Here is a 23,680-nt window from a genome sequence, read left to right as displayed (position 1 = left end):
TACAATAGGGCGAACGCTTACGGAAACCAGACTCTTACACAAACACAGCATGAAACAACTCCTCAATTGCCTCAATTCGTTGACAGTGGCCAGTGTAGCCACTATCGCCTTGGCCTATCCTAGCATCGCTCAAGTTAATCTGTCTGTTTATCCCGCTCCTTCCTCGTCGAACGAATCCATAGAATTATACGTTCCCCCGCCAGAAAACAATAACACCAATAATACCTGTACTCAATCGATCGGGGCAAATATCGATAAAATTATCGGTCAAGCTCCCAATCAGTGGGGTATATTAATCGAATCTATCGATCGCCAAACAGTTATTTATAGTCATAACGCTGATCGCTATTTTATCCCTGCTTCTAATACAAAGTTATTTACCACGGCTGCCGCTTTACAAGTGATGAACCCAGAGACGACAATTCAAAAAAAATCCCTGCGCGATTGGGTTAATATCACTAATCAGAGAAGTAATAATTTCTACGCTGACACTCTTTTTCGCTTTATCGGCGGTTCTAAAAATGTTACTGCCATCTTGGCACAATTGGGCATCAATCCCAGTGGTTTTCGTTTAGCCGATGGTTCAGGATTATCCCGCCATAATACCGCTACTCCCCGCTCGATCGTGGAAATTTTGCGGGTGATGTATTATTCTCCTAATCGCGACACTTTCTATGCTTCCTTACCGGTAGCGGGAATTAGTGGCACCCTGAGAAACCGAATGCGTCAGACGGCCGCTACTGGCACAGTTTACGCTAAAACTGGCACTCTTACCGGTGTGCGGGCCCTATCGGGTTATCTAGAAAACCCCAACCAAGAACCGATGTTATTTAGCATTATCGTTAATAATCAACGGGTTTCCGGACAGGCTCTGGTGAAAGCGATCGATACTATTGTTCTACAGATGACCGAATCTCGTTCCTGTCAAGCTCGGTAGAGCGCTGGTAAAAATCGCCCTGTCTCCCGACTCCTAACTCCTCAATTCTGCCCGATGCAAGAGGTCTAATCCCGGGGCGATTCTCGCGAGTCAATCCGATTTTTTGGGCGGAATGATGGCCAAATTCCCTTAACCCGAGATGGGGTTAATAATAGCCATAATCTGCTTCGGTTTGGGTTTGGGTTTGGGGGGAGAGATATTCAAAATTAGAGGGATCTCGCAGAAAACGAAATATTTCTTCTTCGAGACGATGAATTAGATAGGGTTCTATGGAACTAGAATGGCGTAAACAGGCTAAATAGCCTTCTACATATAGCCGGATCTCATCAAAACGCGAGCCACGGTGCCAAAGATCCACCATGTCATCGGTGAGTCTTTGATAGTAACGAATGGATTGGGTATCTTGGAGCATGGGCAGTAGAACAAAAAAAAGAGAGTGGGGGTAAGTGTTTATGGATCATCGTAGGGAGAATTGCTATTCTCGGTCTCCGATACCTCTATTGTACTCACCAAATTGGCAAAACACAGACGAGGGTATTTTCAGTGATCAGTAAAGGGTGTGGGGTGTGGGGTGTGGGGTGTGGGGTGTGGGGAGAACAAAGCTGCCTTTTGCCTTTTGCCTCCTGCCCTCTGCCTCCTGCCTCCTGCCTTCGTATAGATTATTCATGGTTTCTTTGTCTTTTTGCCCGTTCAATTTCCGCTTGTAGTTCTGCTATTTGTCGCCTCAATCTTTCGCTTTCGCTATCATTAGCATCAACATTAATTGAGCTTTTAACCCCTGTTTTGGCATAGTTTCCCCGGCGAATTTGACGATAGGATTCCGAGTTAAACCATTCCTGTAGATAATGCACTCTTTCCACGGAAAAAGGATGGGTTAAAAAGGAACCATTACCGCCATTATAAATGAGAAATTTATAAATCTGGTTTAGGTTATCTTGGTCTAATTGTCGGTAGGCTTCCCCTTGGCGAATAAATTCTTCTAAGTTGCATTCATGCAGGTATTTTTGACTTCCTCCTGCACATTTCATTAAAGTTCTCAGGACTAAATTTAAATCATCGCTAACTAATAAAGCGGCTCGGTCTGCTGATAATTCGGCTTTTCTGCGCCATTCATAAAAGGCATAAACTAGACCGGTAGTAATGGCTTTTCCTAGTCCTAAGGTGATGCCCCCAAGAAAATTAGCCGCCCCCATCACCCAAAAAGACATTTGAATTAAAATACTATGATCGCATTTTAAATGACCTAATTCGTGGGCAAGAATTACCCTAATTTCTTCTTCATCTAAGAGGTCTAAAAGGGCAGTATTAAGGACAATGTAGGGATGTTCCGAACCTAAAGAATAGGCATTCGCTGAAGGGTTTTGACTGACATAAAGATTCGGTTCTGGGGACATATCTAAATCCCGCAGACATTGGCGATAGATGCCGTATAAAGTGGCGTATTGACGCGGGCTGACTTTTAGATCATTGCCCATTAATAAAATTTGCTGGGGACGTTCATAGAGATATTCGGAAAAACTTTTCGCTAATAAGTCAAACCCCGGAACTGATCTTAAGGCCTGTTCAGCTTGCTGATCTAGGGGATGTTTAAAAGCTTGACTGGAGATATCAGGATAAGTTGGCATATTTTTTCAAGGAAAAAGGGGAAAGGGAAAAATGATAATTCAGTCGTTAGTCAGAAATAAACGGGCATTAATTGCCAAGTTTTTAAGATTGTCCTGTCAACTTTTTCGAGGCAACTTATGGCATTATAGTCAGGAATTACTTCTAGAAACAGTTGGCGTTTATCAAATCAGTAATGTCTCTCAATAGGTTTTTAAGTCTGCAAAATTGCGGATTCTAGAGTTTATTTGGTGACATAGAATAGACCTGTGGGAGAAATGAGCTTTTTTCTTGTTAACTATCCTTGGCAACAATTCCTAGATTTGATAACAAAGCTTGTAGGTTAGTTTGCACGGTAGCGGGTTGGTATCTCTTAATAGTTTCTAGGGAATTATCAGCGAGTTTTTGCCACAATTCCATATTATCATAGAGTTCGATTACCGCTTGGGCAAATTCCTCGGCAGTATCGGCAATTAAAACATCTTGGTGGTCAATTAATCCCATACCTTCGGCACCAATTTTTGTGGTAATAGTCGGTAATCCTAGGGAAAGACTTTGACCTATTTTACCCTTCATTCCCGCACCAAATCGCAGGGGTGCGACAAAAACACGACTCTTTTGGAAATAGGGTTCTACTTCGGGAACATAACCGGTGACAATTACTTGATCATTGGCTAATTCTTTCACTTCATCCTTGAGGTTACTTCCCAATAAATTAACGGTAATATCGGGACGGGATGCCCAAACTAAGGGCATAATTTCTAAACATAACCACTTAACGGCATCAATATTAGGAGGGTGATTGTAGCTACCAATAAATACTAAACCGGCTCGCTGGTCAAAGGCAACTTTTTCTGACAGGGAAATTTCTTCATGGATATTGGGGATTACCCAAACATTTTTCACTCCTAAAGAGGATAATACCTGCTTTTCGTCTTCGGTTACTACCACGGTTGCTTCCGCTTGATTAGCATAGTTTAACTCTAATTTCTGATAGGTTTGCCAACTCCAGCTAGTATTTTGGTAACTGGTATCAAGATAGTCTTTTTGTCGTTTTAAACGTAGAAAATGCAGGTCAATTGTATCATAAATAATTGGTGCTTTTGTCTTTAAGCGAATTAAATCCATATACTTATCGCACAATTCGGGCCGACACAACCAAACTCCATCTATCAGGGGTAAATATTTGATTAATTTTTCTTCTAGATTATATCTTTGTGGTGTGCCATAAATAACTTCAATTCCCAGCTGTTGCAGTACAGAAGTATAGGGTTGTTCAGGATAGCCATTATCGGGAAAGAAAATGACTGAATACCCTAAATTGAGCAGCAGCTTAAGAATATTTAATAAACGCACACAGCCGGATTCTCGATCATATAGTGGAACGTAGGAGTCGATGACTAAAATTGTCGGTTTTCCTTGTAAACGTCGGGCAGCTTTGGGTACATTATTAGCATCGTTATCTAGGTGTTTAGTTAATACCTTTGACCATTTTTCTCGAAACTTAGTTTGATTAATAACTTGATATTGTTTGATCCCACTGGAAAGGTCTGTTCCCGAGGTGATTCCTTCGTAGTGAATGACGTTAGATTGGGGTTGATAAAGGACTTGATAACCCAATTCTCGGAGGGCAAAACATAAGTCTGTATCTTCGTAATATGCGGGGATAAAGTCTTGAGAAAAACCACCTAATTGCTTAAATAATTCCGTAGGAACTAATAAACTGGCCCCCGAACAATAGTCCACGGGACGCACATAATTATATTCTGGTTCCTCGGGACTATCTAAGCGTCCATAATTCCAACCATCGGCAGAATTCCAGATAATTCCCCCCGCTTCTTGTTGTTTACCATTAGCATAAATTAACTTGGAACCCACCGCACCAACTTGGGGATTATTGATAATTAATTTTAATAAACTTTCTAGACAATTTTCTAGAATACGAGTGTCGTTATTGAGGAAATATAGGTATTGACCTTTTGCTTGACTAGCCCCATAATTACAGGAACGAATAAAACCAGAGTTTTCTGTATTAGTTAATACTTTAATTCCTTTAACTAAAGTTGCTAATTGTTCTAAGGTTTCATCGCTGGAAGCATCATTAACAATGATTATTTCATAAGCTAAATCAGAACTTAGGTTAACACTCAAGGATTCGAGACAGTTAAAGGTGTAGGCAAATTGGTTATAAATAGGAATAATAATCGAGACTAAAGGATTGTCACTGCTGGCAATTTCTAGGGGCCGCGGTTCAGCTAATTTAGCACTTTCGATCACCTGTTCTTCAAATTCAGAGGAACTCTTTCCTGTGAGAATTTTAATAATTTTTCGTTTCGTCTTTTTGAGTGCTGGTTTCCATCCTTCCTCTTGGAGACTAAAGACAAATTTTTTGAGCAGTTTTTTAACTTTAAAAATAATCATTATTACCATAATTCTTCCTCTAGAGAAAACCAATATTGTGCTAAATTTAAATCTCTTTCTGCTCTAACAATAGCTCCTTCTTTTAATTGTTGATCGAGGTAGTTTCTCTGTTGTTCCATAATATATAATTTAATCGCTTCATGAATTAAATTATTATATTCTTTTTCAGGATAATCACTACTCGCCAACCATCGATCGAGAAGTTGCATGGTATCTTCAGGGAGAGTTATCTGAAGTTGTCTGGCCATTTTCTCTTTCCTAACTATATCTAGACAATAACAATTATAAACCCCTAGAGCGATTTTAGTTGCTGTCGGGATAAATTCTCGGGGCTGCGGCGATTAATTTTTGGGTGTAGGGGTGTTGGGGATGGCTAAAAATCTGTTCAGTGTCACCCATTTCAACAATTTTACCCGCAGTCATCACCGCAATTCGATCGCAGAGGAATCTCGCTAACCAAAGATCATGAGTTATAAATAAATAAGTTAGATTAAATAACTTTTGTAACTCTAACATTAACTCTAAAACCTGTGTCTGGACACTAGCATCGAGCATACTAACCGGTTCATCACAAATAACTAATTCTGGATGGGTAATTAAAGCGCGAGCAATGGCTACCCTTTGCTGTTGTCCTCCCGATAACTCTCTAGGATAGCGTCGATAAAATTCCTCTACTGGTGTTAAACCGACTCGATCTAACATTTCTAAAACCTGTTTTTTAGCCGTTTCTAGATTAACTTTTTGATGGATAAAAAGCGGATCGGCGATACTTTCTCCCACCGTCATTAAAGGATTGAGACAAGCGAGGGGATCCTGAAAAATCATCTGCATTAAGCGCCGTTTTGGACGCATTTTTTCCGCCGACAAAGGGGTTAAATCTTCTCCTAAAAATTCCACTTTTCCCCCGGTGGGTTTAATTAACTGTAATAGGGTTCGCGATAGGGTACTTTTCCCACACCCCGACTCCCCAACTAAACCGAAGATTTCCCCTCGATACAGTTCAAAATTGACTTCATCCACCGCTTTAATAAATTTCTTGTCTTTCTTTAAAAAGCTATCTAAAAAGTTACCTTCTAGGGTATAATACTGTTTTAAATTATCCACCTTTAACACCGTTTCCTTGCCTTGAATTGCCGTTGATTTTTCCTCCCGTAACTGTAGGTGTAAAGCGGCGGCCAAAAGAGAACGAGTGTAGGGGTGTTGAGGTGTATTAAAAACTGTTTTTACCGCTCCCGATTCGACAATTTTGCCCCCCTTCATCACCGCTAATTGATCGCAATATTCTCCCACCATCGCTAAATCATGGGAAATTAACAATAATCCCATCTGTTCCTCGCTACATAAACGCTTTAATTCCCGCAGAATTTCCGCCGAAACCGTCACATCTAAACTGGTGGTGGGTTCATCGGCAATAATTAACTTAGGGTTTAATAATAAAGCTAAAGCAATGGCCACTCTTTGCCGCATTCCCCCGCTAAATTCGTGAGGATATTGGGACCAACGATTAGCGGGAATTTTCACTTTTTCTAGGAAAGTACAAGCTTCATTTTTAGCTTCAAGATAGGTTAAATCCGTCCGATGAGCTTGCAAAGTTTCCACACAATGATCGCCAATAGTCATCAGCGGATCCAGTCGCGTCATCGGATCTTGAAAGACTAATCCCACCGCTTCCCCGCGAAATTTTTCTAACTGTTTGCTAGATAAAGATAAAAGCGATCGCCCTTCAAAGGTAATCTCACCTTCCACGTGAGTGCGATTGGGTAATAACCTTAAAATAGCCTTACCGATGGTCGATTTTCCACAACCAGATTCACCCACTAATCCCAAAGTTTCCCCTTTGCCTATACTAAAAGATACCCCATTGATCGCCCAAGAGGGAGAACTTAATTCTGTCGGGTAGGCAATTTTTAGGTCTTTAATTTCCAACATGACGTGATCGGTAACGATAAAAGTTAGGACTTAGGGTCAAGTATGCCACACAAACGGCGATCGAGCATTTAATTAGGGTTTGCTGAAAAAGTTTGTTGGTGGGGTTAGGAGTCGGTCGTCAGGAGTCGGTCGTCAGGAGAATTAAGAATGAAAAATAATCAATTAAATAGTCTATTTACAGATTTTATGCAATTTAATCCTTATTTTTGCCGTTTTTGAACTCTCAAAAACTAATTATGCAAGAGGGTTACTAATCTAAGACGCATTTTAACCGCCTATCCTTAGATTAGCTGAATCTCCCCCCAATCCCTTTACTTTTGCCTCTTGCCTCTTGCCTCATCTCAACAAGCAATTTAAATGCGCGGGTAGCTTAATCGACAACTTCCCCTAACAAAACCCGACAATACCCCTTTAAAGTCGCCACTCGATCGCTAATTATCTGTAAACGTTTCTCCCGTCCTTGCCGCGCCGAGGCCAAAAATAACCAATCCGTCTCCAGCAATCGCCACGATCGATATAGTTCCGTCTGGAGCGCGCGCCAAAGATTAGCCACCTCTGGGCTGAAATTGTCATCATTTAGTGACAATATCTCCCCCTCTAGACAGGTTTGTAAAGCTTGAAAAGATTGTAACCCCGTGGAAGCATCCCCATCCAGAAGGGCAAGACTGAAATCCTCCAGTTTTCTTAACAAAGATTTGTAGGCTTGATGGTAATTTGTCGGTAGCATCCAATACAAAGCGCGTTAGAATTTGTTACATAAGATTAACGATTTGCCGTCACGGTTGCAAGTCCTCCTCCTGACCAGAGACAAAAACTTAAAAGAATCCCGCCCTTTTCGCCGATCGATCCGATTCCAGTGTTAGAGAGTTAAGTAATCTGGCATCGCTTCGGCCTAATAATTTTCTAGTTATCCGTCTCCCCCCCCCTATTATCCCCCCGATCTAACCATGAACGCCATCACTGCCATCCAACCAGAAACCCTCACCGTCCTTCCCCGGGCCACGGAACCGAAAAAAGCGTTAGTTTTACCCGATTGGCTGAAAGAATGTCTGATTACCTACGAAAACGACCCCCAGAATCCCGATATCGATTTAATCTGTCGGGCCTTTAATTTCGCCCACAAACTCCACGAGGGCCAGTATCGCAAATCCGGGGAACCCTATATCGCCCATCCCATAGCCGTGGCGGGATTACTGCGGGATCTGGGGGGTGATGGGGCAATGATCGCGGCGGGATTCCTTCACGATGTGGTGGAAGATACGGAAGTCACCCCCGAAGAAATCGAGGCTAGATTCGGTGTTGAGGTGCGTAATTTGGTGGAAGCGGTGACAAAACTCTCCAAATTCAACTTTTCTAGCAAAACTGAACGGCAAGCGGAGAATTTTCGCCGAATGTTCCTGGCGATGGCTCAAGATATCCGCGTCATCGTGGTCAAATTAGCCGACCGCCTGCACAATATGCAAACCCTCGAACACCTCAACCCGCAACAGCAGCAACGCATCGCCCTAGAAACTAGAGAAATCTTTGCTCCTCTGGCTAACCGTTTAGGGATTGGCAGATTTAAATGGGAATTAGAAGATTTATGCTTTAAATATCTCGAACCCGATGCTTATCGCGCCGTGCAGTTATTGGTATCGGAAAAACGTATCGATCGAGAGGCCCGCATCGAAACCGTCACTAACACATTGCGGGAAAAATTGCCAGAAATTGGCATAAAAGTTCTTGATTTACAGGGTCGCCCCAAACATCTCTACGGCATCTATCATAAAATGCACAATCAAGGCAAAGAATTCGAGCAGATTTATGATATCGCCGCCGTCCGCATTATCGTCGAAACCAAAGAGGAATGTTATCGTTGTTTAGCCATAGTTCACGACCAATTTACCCCGATTCCTAACCGTTTTAAAGACTATATCGGTTTACCAAAAGCTAACCGTTATCAATCCCTCCATACCACCGTTGTTGGTTTAAATGCCCGTCCCCTAGAAGTGCAGATTCGCACCCTAGAAATGCACCATGTTGCTGAATACGGGATTGCAGCCCATTGGAAGTATAAAGAAACTGGTTCTAGTCAAACAACTTTAACCGCTGCGGATGAAAAATTCGCTTGGCTGCGTAATCTGCTCGACTGGCAAAAAGACCTTAAAGATGGCCAAGAATACATGGATGGCCTGAAAAATAATTTCTTTGAAGAAGATATCTATGTTTTCACCCCCAAAGGTGATGTGGTGGCCCTAGCCCAAGGCGCGACACCGGTAGATTTTGCCTATCATATTCATAGCGAAGTAGGTAATCAGATGAAAGGGGCAAGGATTAATGGTAAATGGTCAGTTCTTGATGCTCCCTTGCAAAATGGTGATCTGGTGGAAATTCTCACCAGCAAAAATAGTCACCCTAGTTTAGATTGGTTAAATTTTGTCGTTACTCCTAGCGCCAGAAATCGCATCCGGCAATGGTACAAAAAATCGCGCCGAGAAGAAAATATTAGCCGAGGTCGTGATTTATTAGAGAAAGAATTGGGTAAAACTGGCTTCGATGCCCTGCTAAAATCAGAACGAATGCAATCGGTGGCTAAACAGTGCAATTATGTGGCAGTAGATGATTTATTGGCGGCTTTGGGTTACGGCGAAGTTACCCTAAAAAATGTGGTTAATCGTCTGCAAGAAACAGTTAAAAATCAACAGGAAATTTTAACGGCCAAAAATCCGCCCGATGTCCTAACTGATTCCCAATTGATTCTACCACCTTCTCCCGTTCAAAGGGCTTTACCCGTTAGTAAATCACCGATCGCCGGTGTGGAGGGATTAGTCTATCGTTTAGCCGGTTGTTGTTGTCCTTTACCAGGGGAAAATATTACTGGTATAGTTGCCCATGCGGGGGAAGGCATTGTTATTCACCGTCAGGGCTGCTCGAATGTGGAAAAAGCCGAAGCTGAACGCTTAATTCCTGTTAGTTGGAATCCTATAGATGACCAGGGACGTTATCCAACTTATCCGGTAAATATTCAGATTGAAGTGATCGATCGCGTCGGGGTTTTAAAAGATATTCTCTCTCGTTTAAGTGACCAAAATATTAACGTTCGCAATGCCGGAGTTAAGACTAATTTCGGTAAACCCGCTTTAATTTCCCTGAAAATTGAAGTAAAAGACCTGCAACAATTTGAACGCTGTGTTACTCAAATTAAGCTGATGAGCGATGTTTTAAACGTTCGTCGCATCAGTCAGGTAAAAAGCGATCGAGAGTAGGGTGAACCTAAAATTTCTACTCATATTCCCCAAACGCTGGAGTGCCTTAGCTGTTGAAGTGCGATGCTGACACTGACTAAAACCACGATGGCAATATCGGCACTTTTTGTCACCGAACAACGTAGGATCGATAATTAATCTGAGCGCAAAAATCCCTATGTTATTATCCCTACTCTCAGTCATCAGTTTTCTGATCAGTTTTCTGGTGGTTGCCCTGATTAAACAACGTTTTAGCCAACAATTGTTAGATATTCCCAATGAGCGTAGCAGCCATAGTCAACCCACACCTAGGGGGGGTGGACTCGGTTTTGTCGTCGCTTTTGCTCTTACCAGCGGCCTCAGTTATTTTCTCCTTCCTCCTTCCCTACCTCTTATTCCCCTGTGGTTGTCCCTGACTCCTTTAATTATTATCGGCCTTCTCGATGATCGTCGCAGTATTCCCTCTAGTATTCGCTATTTAGTGCAGTTATCCTCCGCTAGTGTTGCGGTCACTTTTTTCGGTGCTTTTCCCCAATCGTGGCTATTAGATTTGGGTTTTGGCGGCAAAGTTTTGGCTATTATTCTCACAATTATCGGCCTGACCGCGATGACTAATTTTTATAATTTTATGGATGGTCTCGATGGCTTGGTGGCTGGCTGTACGGCGGTACAATTAGGATTTCTCGCTCTCTATTTTCAGCAACCAATTTTATGGCTTTTGGTGGCGGCTTTAGGCGGTTTTCTCCTCTGGAATTGGTCGCCAGCGAAAATTTTTATGGGTGATGTGGGTAGCACCAGTCTAGGGGCAATTGTCGCTATGGTTTTACTTAATAACCAGGGCAATCAAAGTCAGGCTTGGTCAGCTTTAACTATCACTTTACCTCTGATTGGTGATGCTATTTATACCCTTATTTGTCGATTATTAAAAAGGGAAAATATCTTCCAAGCTCACCGCAGTCACCTTTATCAAAGATTACAAAAATCTGGCTTGTCTCATCCACAAGTAGCAATTATTTATATGGGGGTAACTCTCCTGATTGCTATTAGTATTAACTACTTAGGAAACCTAGGCGCATGGCTGAGTTTACCTCTGATTCTAGGATTAATTGTTCTCGGAGAAATTTATCTGAACAGGAGAGTTAGCAAGCATAATTTAGCGGTGACAAGAAAAGAATAAATTTTTTATTGCTATGGTTCCTAGAGTGAAATCAAGAGAATGTTATACTAAATCCTCTTGAAAGATTATAGGAAACGGGGGGTAAGGAGCAGAATTAATCACTCAAATAGTTATTAGCGAAAGTCTTTTATTTCACTCAAAAACCGATGGTTTTAATCTGGCAAAAACTGAGCTATTTATCTATTATCCCTCCTAACCAAGAGAAAAGAAAAAATTAATATTTATCGGCCGGGGTTAGCTGATATGATTAGGGAGATGACTATCATTCCAAAGTCAATGAGCGCAAGAACATTATTCGATAAAGTCTGGGACGCACACACGGTTAAGATTCTTCCCAGTGGACAGACACAATTATTTATCGGACTGCATCTAGTGCATGAAGTCACCAGTCCGCAAGCTTTTTCGATGCTAAGAGAAAGAGGTTTAAAAGTATTATTTCCCAGACGGACTATTGCTACCGTCGATCACATCGTCCCCACCGAAAATCAAGCACGTCCTTTCCTTGACGATTTGGCCGAGGAAATGATCCGAGCGATCGAAACTAATGTTCAAACCAATCATATTCCTTTCTATGGCATCGGTTCCGGCAATCAGGGCATAGTTCATGTGATCGCTCCTGAACAGGGTCTAACCCAACCGGGGATGACGATCGCCTGTGGTGACTCCCACACCTCCACCCACGGCGCTTTTGGGGCGATCGCTTTTGGCATCGGCACTTCCCAAGTGCGCGATGTTCTTGCTACCCAAACCCTATCCCTATCGAAATTAAAAGTGCGTCGAGTGGAGGTAAACGGCGATTTAAACCCCGGAGTCTATGCTAAAGATGTAATTCTCCATATTATCCGTCAATTAGGCGTTAAAGGCGGTGTTGGTTATGCCTACGAGTACGCTGGTAGTACAATTGAACGGATGTCCATGGAAGAAAGGATGACGATTTGTAACATGGCGATCGAAGGTGGGGCCCGATGTGGTTATATCAACCCCGATCAAATCACCTACGATTACCTCAAAGGTCGTGATTTTGCGCCCAAAGACTGGGAAAGTGCGGTTAATTGGTGGGAAAGCATTAAAAGCGATGCCGATGCGGTTTATGACGATGTGGTGGTCTTCGATGCCGGCGAAATCGAACCCACAGTTACTTGGGGGATTACTCCGGGCCAAGGAATCGGGGTTAACGAAGTCATTCCCACTCCCGAAAGTTTACCGGCAAGTGAAAGAGCGATCGCAGAGGAAGCCTATCAATACATGAAACTCACCCCCGGCGCCCCGATTAAAGGCACAAAAATCGATGTCTGCTTCGTCGGTAGCTGTACTAACGGCAGGATCAGTGATCTGCGCGAAGCGGCCAAATTTGCCCAAGGTCATCGTGTTGCCCCCCATGTGAAAGCTTTTATCGTCCCCGGTTCCGAAAGAGTCAAAAAACAAGCGGAAGCGGAAGGATTAGACCAAATTTTCCTAGCATCGGGCTTTGAATGGCGCGAGGCTGGCTGTTCCATGTGTTTAGCCATGAATCCTGATAAATTGCAGGGAGATCAGATCAGCGCCTCCTCCTCCAATCGTAATTTTAAAGGTCGTCAAGGTTCCGCTTCCGGGCGTACTTTGTTGATGAGTCCGGCGATGGTGGTAGCGGCAGCGATTAAAGGGGAAGTCACCGATCCCCGGGAGTTGTTAAATTAAATAGGGTTTGCTGAAAAAGTTTGTTACTGGGGTCAGGAGTCAGGAGTCAGTATTCAGGAGTCAGTATTCAGGAGTCAGTATTCAGGAGTCAGTATTCAGGAGTCAGTATTCAGGAGTCAGATGTGAGTTTTCAGTTCACTGATTACTGTTTACTGATCACTGAAAAAAGCTTCTCCCCACACCCTACACCCCACACCCCACACCCCACACCCCACACCCCACACCCCACACCCCACACCCCACACCCCACACCCCTCTCCCTTCTCTACAATAATTACTCGCAACCAGAAATACCTTGGGTTATTAAGTACCTAAGCAAAATTAATTACACATCTAAGCCACTACTCCGTGAGACTTCTGCTGATGTGAGCAAACAGAGAACTGAAAACTCAAATCCGATCCCTAATAGCTGTCTCCCGTCTCCTGTCTTCTGTCTTCTGTCTCGACTAGGAAATTAATTTTGCACGACTAATTATCATACTTTGTGCTTTTTGTCAAAAAAACTTTTTTTTTGCAATAAAACTACACAAAAAAAAGATCATCGTTGTGGGTGAAATTGACTGATTTACCCGTCTTAATTAGGATCACCTTCTAGGTGTGGCAAGGGTTTCAACCATTGCTGCCCAAAAAAGCACAGAATAACCCATTATGAAATTCAGTAAAATCGCTGTAACCATCATAACATCGTTGTTAAATAAAAATCTTTCTCAATTAATTTTTAAGAATTTATAAATATTGCGGAATGTTAATTTAAATATTCTCAAGTTTTTGCAGTAAATCAATAATTTTTACTTATCTTTGTCCAACATTGGGTTAGAAGTCAGGAGTCAGGAGTCAGTAGTCAGGAGTCAGTAGTCAGGAGTCAGTAGTCAGGAGTCAGGAGTCAGGAGATTATTTTTATTTATTCTTCCCACTTCCCCACTTCCCCACTCCCCCACCTCCCACTTCCCACACCCCACACCCTACACCCCACTTCCCACTCTATTTTAATTTGATTGCCATAATTGCCAAGCTTTAACGAGATTTCCCCCCATCAAGGCAGCCACTGCATTTAAAGTCTTAATTTCCTCACTATCGGGATTTAATTGTCTAGCTTTATCTAAGACTTTTTGGGCTGCTTGCGGTTGCCAATCGTAGAGATAAATAAAACCTTGATAAGCATAATGATAGGGATTATAGGGGTCAATTTTAATCATTTCCTCCGTGGCTTTTATTGCCCCTGCCACATCCTGTTGTAGTACCTTAGAAATTGCTAATCCGTAGGCTAAAGATAATTTATCGGGGGGGTTTTGTTGCTGTAAACGATAGGAAAAAGCCTTGTCTGCTTGCAGCACATAATCCTGAATAGAATCGTATTGATTGATACGATTAGTTAACTCAAAAATTGGCTCAATACCCGTTAATCCTTGACCAATATTAGCAGACTTTAAGCGCAATTGGGTGACTAAATCTAATTGGGGCGTTGCTAACTTGGGAACTTGAGGATCGATAGTAATTTGAGCATTAGTTTTAATCGGATAGGTTTCGCCAGTTTCCCGATTGAGATAGACAGCAGATAAGCGATAAACTCCGGGGGTTGCTGCCGACTGCATGGCGGTTTTTTCAGTAACTTCAAAACCATTTTGTTGCTCTTCTGGAGTTAATTTTTCTGCCATTAATCCCCCCATAGCAATACCATGATCGTGCATCCAATAATCCTTACCGTCCACTTCTTGCCAGTTTAAAATCACTATCCCTGACTTTAATTGTTGCCAGTCTCCTGCCCATTTATAAACCACGGGAATTGGTTGATTAGGAGAGGCTTTTTCGGCAATGGCAATCTCTCTTAATTCCACCTGTATTGGAGCAGTTCCAAGGGGTTTAACCGTGACGGAAGGATATATTTTACGGTGTAGAGAAAGGGTACTATCATCCGGTAGCTGCCAAGTTTTCTCCACTTGGAAATCTGGCCCGGTGGCGACTCGATTAACAATTTTTTTCTGGACATCGGGGACGGAACCCTGTTCACCAGTTTTAGTTAAAAACCAATCTAAAGAATTGACATCCTTTTCGATATCTTCTTCCCGAACTCCCACCTGTCTGCCGGCAACCTGGGAATTATGTTTACCACCGTAGAAAGAGAGAGTATGTTGATTTAATTCGGGGGTGGAAGGTAAAACTCCTAGGGTGCTGCGAAGATAGGGAGAATCGGCTAGAATCTCTTTAACTACTTCTTCCTGTGGCCAGCCGGTTTTTAAATAGGGATGGTGTTGTAATTCGGGACTGAAAACGTTAGTAATTATATCTCCCCCCAAGGGGAATAAATTTAAACTGGTGAGGATAGCGGCAATAGTTATCGTTCCCCAACGGATAGCGGGGGCAAAACGACCGCGCCAAGATAATAAACCAACGGATAAAATTAAGGATAAAGTCGGTAAAAGCGGCAAAATATAACGAGCATCTTTATTGATATTTAGGGATGATAATAGGTATCCCCCCAGCAGAAAAACTCCTAACCAAATCCACACAGGACGATTAACCTTATCTTCGGTTTTTCTATGACTTAATGAGATTAATAATCCCACCAGGGGAACTAATAACAATACCCAAGAAAGAAAATAGGGTAAAACTTGGGCGTAAAATGTCCAGGCATCTGGACTGGTAAGGGGCGGATCTCCCTCCAAAATCGCCGAATCTACCGTGGCACGTTTGCCCGCAGTTAACATTAATAACCAATTCGTCCGATACCAGGGAAACATTAACAATGCTGCCGTCAAAAAACTGAGCATTAATTGCGCTAGATTGCCCCAACGTTTTCGCCGGAGATTTTCGCCCAATACCCACAAAATCGGTAAAAAGAGGAAAAATAGGGCGGTTTGTTTGACTAACATCCCTAAACCGCAAGCAATCCCCACAGCGATCGCTTTTAGCCAGCCCTGACCACTAAATCGCCACCATGTCAAGCAAAAGTAAGAAAACGTTACAATTGCCGCTAAGGGAAAATCTAAGAGATATTCGAGGCGATAATAGTATAAACCGGGTAGAAATTGACAGATTAAGACCGCCCAGAGTGCTACAGTCCCATTAAAGAGGATAATTCCCAATCCGTACACAGAAAAGAGCAGTAGGGCGCTATAGATAGCCATTACCCACATACCCGCATCAAGGCTAATACCAAAGAGATTAAAGAAGGGAATCGTTAAAAGATAGGTTAAAGGGGGAATTTTCGGGGACATTAGCCATAAACTGCGCCACCAATCCCCATCAAACCAGCGCGGATTTTGGAAAGCTTGGGTATAGATAATCCCACCGTTGAGATAATCGGCCTGATCCCAAGCGGGAATAGTATGATCGAGACTAAACCAGAATCTATCGACTAATATCCCCAATATCCATATAATACTGACAATAATTAATCCCTGTCTCCCATCTAGCGATCGCTTCAAAATGACTTCTCCCTAGTGCAACTCTCAATTATTTTGCCACGCCCTCAAGCGACCCTGAAAAAATCGCCCGCAAGAAACACCAGACCGATCGGGGTAAAATAAAGATTTAGTGAAAAATTGTAACAGGAACTTGACAAATGCGAGTGGTGATCGTTGGTGCAGGGTTAGCGGGAATGGCAACAGCTATCGATCTGGTCGATGCGGGCTGTACAGTAGAAATCTTAGAATCTCGTCCCTTTGTCGGTGGAAAAGTCGGTAGTTGGGTAGATGCGGACGGTAATCACATCGAGATGGGCTTGCACGTCTTTTTTGGCTGTTACTATAATCTTTTTGAGTTAATGAAAAAAGTGGGCGCTTTTCAATCCCTACTGCTCAAAGAACACACCCACACTTTTATCAACGAAGGGGGAAAAATCGGCGAATTAGACTTCCGTTTCGCCGCAGGTGCGCCTTTTAACGGTTTAAAAGCCTTTTTTACCTCCTCCCAACTCTCAGCAGCCGATAAAATCTTTAATTCTCTGGCCTTAGGTACAAGTCCCATCGTCCGCGGTCTGATAGACTTCCAAGGAGCGATGAAAACGATTCGGGAGCTGGACTCGATTAGTTTTGCCGATTGGTTTCGTAGCCATGGCGGTAATGACGGCAGTTTAAAAAAAATGTGGAATCCGATCGCCTATGCCTTAGGATTTATCGATACGGAAAATATCTCAGCCCGTTGTATGCTGACGATTTTCCAATTTTTCGCCGCTAAAACCGAAGCTTCCGTCCTGCGGATGTTAGAAGGTTCCCCCCACGAATACCTGCATAAACCGATTATTAACTATCTGGAGGCCCGGGGTGCCAAAATCTCTACCCGTCGTCAGGTGCGGGAAATTCTCTATTCTGGAGAGGGCGAAAATCTGCAAGTTAATGGCATGATCGTCGCTAACGGAGAAACCACGGAAACTATCACCGCAGATGCCTATGTCTGCGCTGGTGATGTCCCCGGTGTTCAGCGTCTTATTCCCCAAGATTGGCGAAAAATGCCGATTTTTGACAATATTTTTCGACTAGAAGCCGTCCCCGTCGCTACGGTACAATTGCGTTTTGACGGTTGGGTGACGGAGTTAAATGATGCCGAAAAACGCCGACAACTGCAAAAAGCGGTGGGAATTGACAATCTTTTGTACACCCACCAAGCGGATTTTTCCTGTTTTGCAGATCTTGCTCTCACCAGTCCTAGGGATTATTATCGCCCCGGAGAAGGCTCTTTATTACAGTTAGTTTTAACCCCCGGGGATCCTTTTATCAAAGCTAAAAATGAAGATATTGCCGGTCACGTTTTAGCGCAGGTCCATAAGTTATTTCCCTCCTCGCAGGAGTTAAAGATGACTTGGTTTAGTGTGGTGAAATTGGCCCAGAGTCTCTATCGGGAAGCACCTGGTATGGATGTCTATCGTCCCTCGCAAGCGACTCCTATTGCTAACTTTTTCCTTGCTGGTAGTTATACCCAACAGGATTACATTGATAGCATGGAAGGAGCCACTTTATCGGGTAAACAGGCAGCCAAAGCAATCTTACAACAGGCCGAGCGCTGGAAATCTTTAGCCACGGTTTGAGCAAACAGCCAGCAATCTCCTCTCTTGAGAAGGGATTGCCTCTAGATTTGTTTTCAGTGGCAAAAGATAACCGCTATAGCTAACTTGGGAAGTCAGCCTCTCAGGCCAAGCTATACAAAAAAGACCGATCGAGCTAGACTCGTAAAAAGATAACTCCATCTAGAAGGCTTACCCTAGACTGGAAAGAACGTCGGAAAAATCTCGTCAGAAATAGGAGTCAATCGAGTTTATGCCAGAGCTTGCTGTACCATTAGAGCTTGATTTCACCAGCGAAACCTATAAATCAGCCTATAGTCGCATTAATGCCATCGTTATTGAAGGCGAATACGAGGCCAATAGCAATTATATTCAATTAGCAGACATCCTCACCGATAACAAAGAAGAGTTACACCGTCTGGCAAAAATGGAAAACCGTCACATGAAAGGTTTTCAAGCTTGCGGCCAAAATTTGAAAATCACTCCTGATATGGATTATGCCAGAGAATTCTTTTCCTCTCTGCACAATAACTTCCAAATTGCCTACGCAGAAGGTAAAGTTGTCACCTGTTTATTAATCCAATCTTTGATTATCGAAGCTTTCGCGATCGCTGCCTATAATATTTATATTCCCGTTGCTGATCCTTTTGCGCGTAAAATTACTGAAGGCGTAGTTAAAGACGAATATTTACACCTCAATTTTGGCGAAGAATGGCTAAAAGCGAACTTTGAAACCGCTAAAGAGGAATTAGAAGCGGCAAATCGCGCTAATCTACCCATTGTCTGGAGAATGCTCAATCAAGTCGAGAATGATGCTCGCGTCCTCGGTATGGAAAAAGAGGCCCTCGTGGAAGACTTCATGATTAGCTACGGGGAAGCTTTAAGCAATATCGGTTTCAGCACCCGTGATATTATGCGAATGTCTGCCTACGGATTAACTGCTGTCTAAAGCTTGAGCATCGAGATTTCTTTTTTTCCCCTGCTGCCGCTCAACACAGAGCGGCTCTTTTGTGTATTATATTTAAGAGTCTTAACGATTTCTTAGCAATATCCTAATTTTTATCTAGTGCCATCTAGTCTAACGAAAGAACAATCAATGTTTGGTCTTATAGGTCATCTTACCAGTTTAGAACACGCCCAATCGGTCGCCGACGATCTAGGTTATCCTGAATATGCTAACCAGGGATTAGATTTTTGGTGTGCTGCCCCCCCGCAAATTGTCGATGATTTTCATGTCACCAGCATCACGGGGCAAACCATCAGAGGAAAATATATCGAATCCTGTTTTTTACCAGAGATGTTGTCGAATCGTTGGGTAAAGTCTGCTATTCGTAAGGTGCTAAATGCCATGGCACTCGCTCAAAAAAGTGATATCAATATCACCGCACTCGGCGGTTTTTCTTCAATTATTTTCGAGGAATTTAATCTCAAAGATAATCGACAGGTGCGGAATATCGAGCTAGATTTTGGCCGTTTTACCACCGGTAACACCCACACCGCTTACGTCATCTGCACTCAGGTGGAAACCCTCGCTGAAAAAATGGGCATCGATTTAGCTCAATCTACCGTCGTGGTTTGTGGGGCAACTGGAGATATCGGCAGCGCCGTTTGTCGTTGGTTAAATGAAAAAACCGATACAAAAGAACTAATATGTGTGGCACGCAATCAAGAGCGTTTACAATCTCTGCAAGAGGAGTTAGGACGCGGTAAAATTCTTCCCCTAGAGGAGGCTTTACCCCTGGCCGATATCATTGTTTGGGTGGCTAGTCTGCCTAAAGGGGTGGAAATTGATCCAGATAAACTCAAGCGCCCCTGTATTATTATTGATGGTGGTTATCCGAAAAATTTAGGCACGGTGTTAAATGCCCCTGATATTTCGGTGATTAAGGGCGGCATTGTCGAGCATTCCCTCGATATTGACTGGAAAATTATGAAAATCGTTAATATGGATATTCCCTCTCGTCAAATGTTTGCCTGTTTTGCCGAGGCGATTTTATTGGAGTTGGAGGGTTGGCAAACTAATTTTTCCTGGGGACGCAATCAAATTACCGTCCCTAAAATGGAACAAATCGGCGCAGCTTCCCGCAAACACGGTTTTCAACCTTTGTTATTTTAATTAATATCCCCAACCCCCCACCGACCACGGAATTAGAAGTTTTAGGCGACAAATAATTAGGAGTGAGTGCTTGACTTTGGCGGCGGCTTGGGTTATGATTGTTTTATAATGGGATGGTCGTGTTTATCACCGAACGCTTAAATTACCATTATGAATAAACTCTTTTAAAAATATTATCCCAAAATCTGCCGACAAAAGCAAGCAAAATTTTGCCATCAATTGTTAAGTTTTGTTAAGAAAAATCCTAAGAGTGGCAAGGAAGAGAACTCCCTTAACAGATCAGTCCGATCTCTTTGATAGTTTCTCAGGGCTTTTGGGGGAATTATAGAGATGTGGGGCTGATTTTTAGCTCGTTCCCAAGTTCTACCTGGGAACGCTTTGTTGAGGTTCTACCTGAATACTACTTTAAGGCAGAGCCTTCGACTCATTGTTCGCTTAATTTTTTAAGGGAAGGGTTTTAAAATTGCTGTTACCTTTATCCTGTATGCTTTTTAGCGAATAAGGTAAGCAGAAAATCCGAGAATGCGATCGCCAATTGACTCGCTCAAACCCTGATCAATTCGTTAACTTCCAAATGGTTTTTTTGTACTAATAAATTTCGAATAGAACGCTCAATGCGTTTGCTAGACTGTATTTGAGACAATTTATCAAATTTTCGGTTCGAGAAATGAGCGAACGGTGAGTTTGAACTCTCAAAAATTAATTATGCAAGAAATCTAATAATAGACCTCTTGCATAATTTTTTTATGGTATAATATAAGGTTTTGCTTTTTTCTCAATTCTTAGATTGAAGTGGAAAAAAGAATAAAATGTGATCTTAGGTCAGGAAATCATCTATAATTTTGCTATGTTTATTAGCAAAATTATGGATTATCAAAACTTATCAGATGAACAATTCAAACGCCGTTTCGGTGTGTACAAACAAACATATAGAAAGATGGTAGAATCAGTAAAAAGTGTTGAAGCCGACTCTAATTCACCATCTAAAAGGGGACCGAAACCTAAACTATCTATAGAAGAACAAGTTTTAGTAACGTTAGAATATTGGCGAGAATATAGAACATATTTTCACATTGGTACAAGCTGGGAACTATCAGAATCAACTATATGTCGGATTGTAAATAAGACGGAAAAAATGCTTTTACAATCGGGAAACTTCCGTTTAAAAGGAAAAAAAGCTTTACTCAATCAAGCAGAGATACCGGTCATAACGGTAATGGATGTAACGGAAACTCCCATTGAACGCCCCCAAAAGAAACAGAAAGATTTTTTTTCGGGTAAAAGAGGTTATCATACTTTAAAATCCCAATTAGTAGCTGATCAAAATACAGAGGAAATTATCTGTGTCTTCTGTGGGAAAGGTAGAGGTCATGATTTTAGTTTATTTAAAAAAAGTCGAGTTCGTTTTCATCCTTTAACTACCAGCATAGAAGACAGTGGTTATCAGGGAATAGCTGCATACCATAGTAATAGTTATACACCGAAAAAGAAATCGAAAAATAGAAAATTAACAGAGTTAGAAAAAGAGTATAACAAGGCTTTAGCTAAAGAAAGGATTATCATTGAACATATAAATAGGAAACTCAAAATCTTTAAAATCTTATCCTGTAAATATCGGAATCGTCGTCGAAGATATAGTTTAAGAGTTAACTTGTTGGCGGCTATTTATAACTGTGAGTTAGGGATAGGTATAGCAGCTTCTTAAAAGTTGCCTAAAGATTAATCAAGTCAAGGAGAATTTATTCTCAATTATAAAAATTGAGATAGTTTGTGCCGCTTAAATAAAGAGGTTTTGATAACCAAATTAAAGCAGCTCTAAAGAGTTTTGAGTTAAAAGTTAAACTTCAAGTTTTCATTCAGGACGAATGTACTGATTAACTAATTTTTTGGGGAAAATTAGTTAACCCATCATTATAACATATAATTAATTTGCAAGAGTTCTAATAATTAGGAGTGAGTGCTTGACTTTGGCGGCGGCTTGGGTTATGATTGTTTTATAATGGGATGGTCGTGTTTATCGCAGAACGCTTAGATTACCATTATGAATAAACTCTTTTAAAAATATTATCCCAAAATCTGCCGACAAAAGCAAGCAAAATTTTGCCATCAATTGTTAAGTTTTGTTAAGAAAAATAACAATAGTGGCAAGGGATAGAAATCTTTTGGCTGATCAGTCCGATCTCTGTGATAGTTTCTCAGGGCTTTTGGGGTAATTCTAGAAGTGTGGGCCTGATTTTTAGCTTTCTAGCAAAGACGACAAAACCACTAAACCCGATGAAAACTTGGTTAGAAGATCGCGGTATTTTACCCGCTTACGGTGGTGGGGTAATCATTGGCATTACCCTCTGTTTTTTCGGAGCTGCGACCAATACCATGGCGGGATGGTTGTATGCTATCTGTGGCACGACGATCGCTGTTTTAATTTTATCGATAATTTTACCCCGTCGTTCCCTTCTTCCCCTGAAAGTGCGTCGTCTTGCCATTGTACCCGTAAGTGCGGGAGACGATCTTAGTATTAGCCTAGAGATAGAAAATACTAGCAATCAGCCGATAAATCTGTTAGAAGTGACAGATATCCTGCCTATAGTTCTCGATCAGCCAAAAATAACCCCAATAGAAACGATTGCCCCCAAAAGTTGCCATCGTTGGACCTATTATTTACCCACCAGTAAACGGGGTATTTATCACTGGCAAGAAGTACAATTAAGAACAGCGGCCCCTCTCGGTTTATTTTGGTGTCGTCGTTGTCAGCAAGCAGCGGCTAAAGCTTTAGTTTATCCCCAAATTTTACCCTTACAACAATGTCCCCTGATCGATTCCCTCGGTCAAGAGATGGAACAAACATTAGAGAATAATCGCTATTATCAAAAGGCTAGTCAAGGACTTACCCGTAACCTGAGACAATATCGCCAGGGTGATTCTACCCGTTTAATTCACTGGAAAACTAGCGCCCGTTTGGGAGAATTTCAAATTCGGGAATTAGAAGTGTTAACGGGAGGACAGGAAGTGATTATCTGTCTCGATACCCTCTGTGATTGGCAAGAAGACAGTTTTGAACGGGCGATTATTGCCGCTGCTTCCCTCTATTTTTATGCCCATCGTCGGCAATTAAATGTGAAATTCTGGACCGGTGAAACGGGTTTAATTCAGGGGGAGAGGATCATTTTAGAAACTTTAGCCGGTATAGAGGCAAAAGCTAGTCAAAAAAATGCCAATCTGCCTAATTTACCTGTAATTTGGTTGACAAGTAACTTCAATTCCATCGAACAACTCACCCCCGGCAGCCGTTGGTTATTTTTCCTCGCTGCCGATTCTAGGGAGAGTCCTTCACTCTTAATCCGACAGTTTAGCGGATTGGCGATCGAACCGGAAACTTCTCTACAACAACAATTGCAAAAACCCCCTCGTTGAGGAAATTTCTGTTCACAGTCTAGATTGAGAGGAGATTCTCCGGAAAAAAATGCCCGTATCCCCGAAAAAGATGTTATGATAAAAAAGACTCGGACTCATGCGATCGCAACGCCTTAACCTTGTCAGGACCGGAAGGTAGCAGCAATACAGGATGCTTGTGACTGGCGTGATCTCCGGGTCTTTTTGT

18 protein-coding genes and 1 other RNA gene are annotated in these 23,680 nt (G+C 42.2%); 11 read left to right on the top strand and 8 right to left on the bottom strand.

The window, feature by feature from the left end; translation table 11 throughout:
- Nucleotides 1-49 precede the first annotated feature (49 nt).
- The gene (dacB, locus tag MAE_RS23165; protein ID WP_012267679.1) at nt 50-937 is read left to right on the top strand and encodes a D-alanyl-D-alanine carboxypeptidase/D-alanyl-D-alanine endopeptidase; all 888 of its coding nucleotides are present in this window, start codon (nt 50-52) and stop codon (nt 935-937) included.
- Nucleotides 938-1,082: 145 nt separating this feature from the next.
- Here dacB and MAE_RS23160 read toward each other — a convergent pair whose 3' ends face one another.
- Nucleotides 1,083-1,349: a DUF6761 family protein gene (locus MAE_RS23160; RefSeq protein ID WP_002759637.1), complete on the bottom strand. Its 267-nt coding sequence runs from the start codon at nt 1,347-1,349 to the stop codon at nt 1,083-1,085.
- 247 nt (nt 1,350-1,596) lie between these two features.
- The gene (locus tag MAE_RS23155; protein WP_012267677.1) at nt 1,597-2,562 is read right to left on the bottom strand and encodes a M48 family metallopeptidase; all 966 of its coding nucleotides are present in this window, start codon (nt 2,560-2,562) and stop codon (nt 1,597-1,599) included.
- A 31-nt stretch (nt 2,563-2,593) separates the two neighbouring features.
- Between MAE_RS23155 and MAE_RS33600 the strand changes: the two genes are divergently transcribed.
- A complete protein-coding gene (locus tag MAE_RS33600) occupies nt 2,594-2,749 on the top strand; it encodes a hypothetical protein (RefSeq protein WP_012267676.1) in 156 nt (51 codons plus the stop codon).
- A gap of 84 nt (nt 2,750-2,833) precedes the next feature.
- Here the strand turns inward: MAE_RS33600 and MAE_RS23150 are convergent, their stop codons facing one another.
- From MAE_RS23150 to patD, 4 genes are all read right to left on the bottom strand, one after another.
- Nucleotides 2,834-4,969 carry a glycosyltransferase gene (locus MAE_RS23150; RefSeq protein ID WP_041804317.1) on the bottom strand — a complete coding sequence of 712 codons (2,136 nt, stop codon included), beginning with the start codon at nt 4,967-4,969 and terminating at the stop codon, nt 2,834-2,836.
- Complete coding sequence (locus tag MAE_RS23145) at nt 4,963-5,208, bottom strand: hypothetical protein (RefSeq protein ID WP_012267674.1); 246 nt, start codon at nt 5,206-5,208, stop codon at nt 4,963-4,965. The genes MAE_RS23150 and MAE_RS23145 overlap by 7 nt, the downstream gene beginning before the upstream one ends.
- A 55-nt stretch (nt 5,209-5,263) precedes the next feature.
- Nucleotides 5,264-6,889, bottom strand: a complete 1,626-nt coding sequence (locus tag MAE_RS23140; RefSeq protein ID WP_012267673.1) for a dipeptide ABC transporter ATP-binding protein — start codon at nt 6,887-6,889, stop codon at nt 5,264-5,266.
- Between the two features lie 370 nt (nt 6,890-7,259).
- Nucleotides 7,260-7,616 carry a heterocyst frequency control protein PatD gene (gene patD, locus MAE_RS23135; protein ID WP_012267672.1) on the bottom strand — a complete coding sequence of 119 codons (357 nt, stop codon included), beginning with the start codon at nt 7,614-7,616 and terminating at the stop codon, nt 7,260-7,262.
- A 220-nt stretch (nt 7,617-7,836) separates the two neighbouring features.
- Here patD and MAE_RS23130 point away from each other — a divergent pair, with 220 nt between their 5' ends.
- From MAE_RS23130 to leuC, 3 genes are all read left to right on the top strand, one after another.
- Nucleotides 7,837-10,134 (top strand): RelA/SpoT family protein, encoded by a 2,298-nt coding sequence (locus MAE_RS23130; protein WP_012267671.1) that lies wholly within the window; start codon nt 7,837-7,839, stop codon nt 10,132-10,134.
- A 157-nt stretch (nt 10,135-10,291) separates the two neighbouring features.
- On the top strand, nt 10,292-11,290 hold the full coding sequence (locus MAE_RS23125) for an MraY family glycosyltransferase (RefSeq protein WP_012267670.1): 999 nt from the start codon (nt 10,292-10,294) through the stop codon (nt 11,288-11,290).
- 276 nt (nt 11,291-11,566) lie between these two features.
- A complete protein-coding gene (leuC, locus tag MAE_RS23120) occupies nt 11,567-12,967 on the top strand; it encodes a 3-isopropylmalate dehydratase large subunit (RefSeq protein ID WP_012267669.1) in 1,401 nt (466 codons plus the stop codon).
- A gap of 149 nt (nt 12,968-13,116) precedes the next feature.
- On the opposite strand, the gene MAE_RS35915 is transcribed toward leuC, so the two are convergent.
- On the bottom strand, nt 13,117-13,251 hold the full coding sequence (locus MAE_RS35915; RefSeq protein WP_269453945.1) for a hypothetical protein: 135 nt from the start codon (nt 13,249-13,251) through the stop codon (nt 13,117-13,119).
- A gap of 702 nt (nt 13,252-13,953) precedes the next feature.
- On the bottom strand, nt 13,954-16,392 hold the full coding sequence (locus MAE_RS23115) for a glycosyltransferase family 39 protein (RefSeq protein WP_012267667.1): 2,439 nt from the start codon (nt 16,390-16,392) through the stop codon (nt 13,954-13,956).
- Between the two features lie 137 nt (nt 16,393-16,529).
- Here MAE_RS23115 and zds point away from each other — a divergent pair, with 137 nt between their 5' ends.
- The 6 genes from zds to ffs all read left to right on the top strand — a co-directional run bounded on the left by zds (nt 16,530) and on the right by ffs (nt 23,676).
- On the top strand, nt 16,530-17,990 hold the full coding sequence (gene zds / locus MAE_RS23110; RefSeq protein ID WP_002796087.1) for a 9,9'-di-cis-zeta-carotene desaturase: 1,461 nt from the start codon (nt 16,530-16,532) through the stop codon (nt 17,988-17,990).
- Between the two features lie 229 nt (nt 17,991-18,219).
- Complete coding sequence (locus MAE_RS23105; protein ID WP_002796086.1) at nt 18,220-18,915, top strand: aldehyde oxygenase (deformylating); 696 nt, start codon at nt 18,220-18,222, stop codon at nt 18,913-18,915.
- Nucleotides 18,916-19,062: 147 nt separating this feature from the next.
- Nucleotides 19,063-20,082: a long-chain acyl-[acyl-carrier-protein] reductase gene (locus MAE_RS23100; protein ID WP_012267666.1), complete on the top strand. Its 1,020-nt coding sequence runs from the start codon at nt 19,063-19,065 to the stop codon at nt 20,080-20,082.
- Nucleotides 20,083-20,929: 847 nt separating this feature from the next.
- Nucleotides 20,930-21,787 (top strand): IS5-like element ISMae4 family transposase, encoded by an 858-nt coding sequence (locus MAE_RS23095; protein ID WP_002732125.1) that lies wholly within the window; start codon nt 20,930-20,932, stop codon nt 21,785-21,787.
- Between the two features lie 569 nt (nt 21,788-22,356).
- Complete coding sequence (locus MAE_RS23090) at nt 22,357-23,493, top strand: DUF58 domain-containing protein (RefSeq protein WP_012267664.1); 1,137 nt, start codon at nt 22,357-22,359, stop codon at nt 23,491-23,493.
- A gap of 86 nt (nt 23,494-23,579) precedes the next feature.
- An RNA gene (gene ffs, locus MAE_RS28025) (signal recognition particle sRNA small type) lies at nt 23,580-23,676 on the top strand.
- Nucleotides 23,677-23,680 lie beyond the last annotated feature (4 nt).

The organism is Microcystis aeruginosa NIES-843 (assembly GCF_000010625.1).
GTDB lineage: Bacteria > Cyanobacteriota > Cyanobacteriia > Cyanobacteriales > Microcystaceae > Microcystis > Microcystis aeruginosa.
The sequence above is the reverse complement of the archived record's forward strand: the minus strand, read 5'-3'. Positions and strand labels throughout refer to the sequence as shown.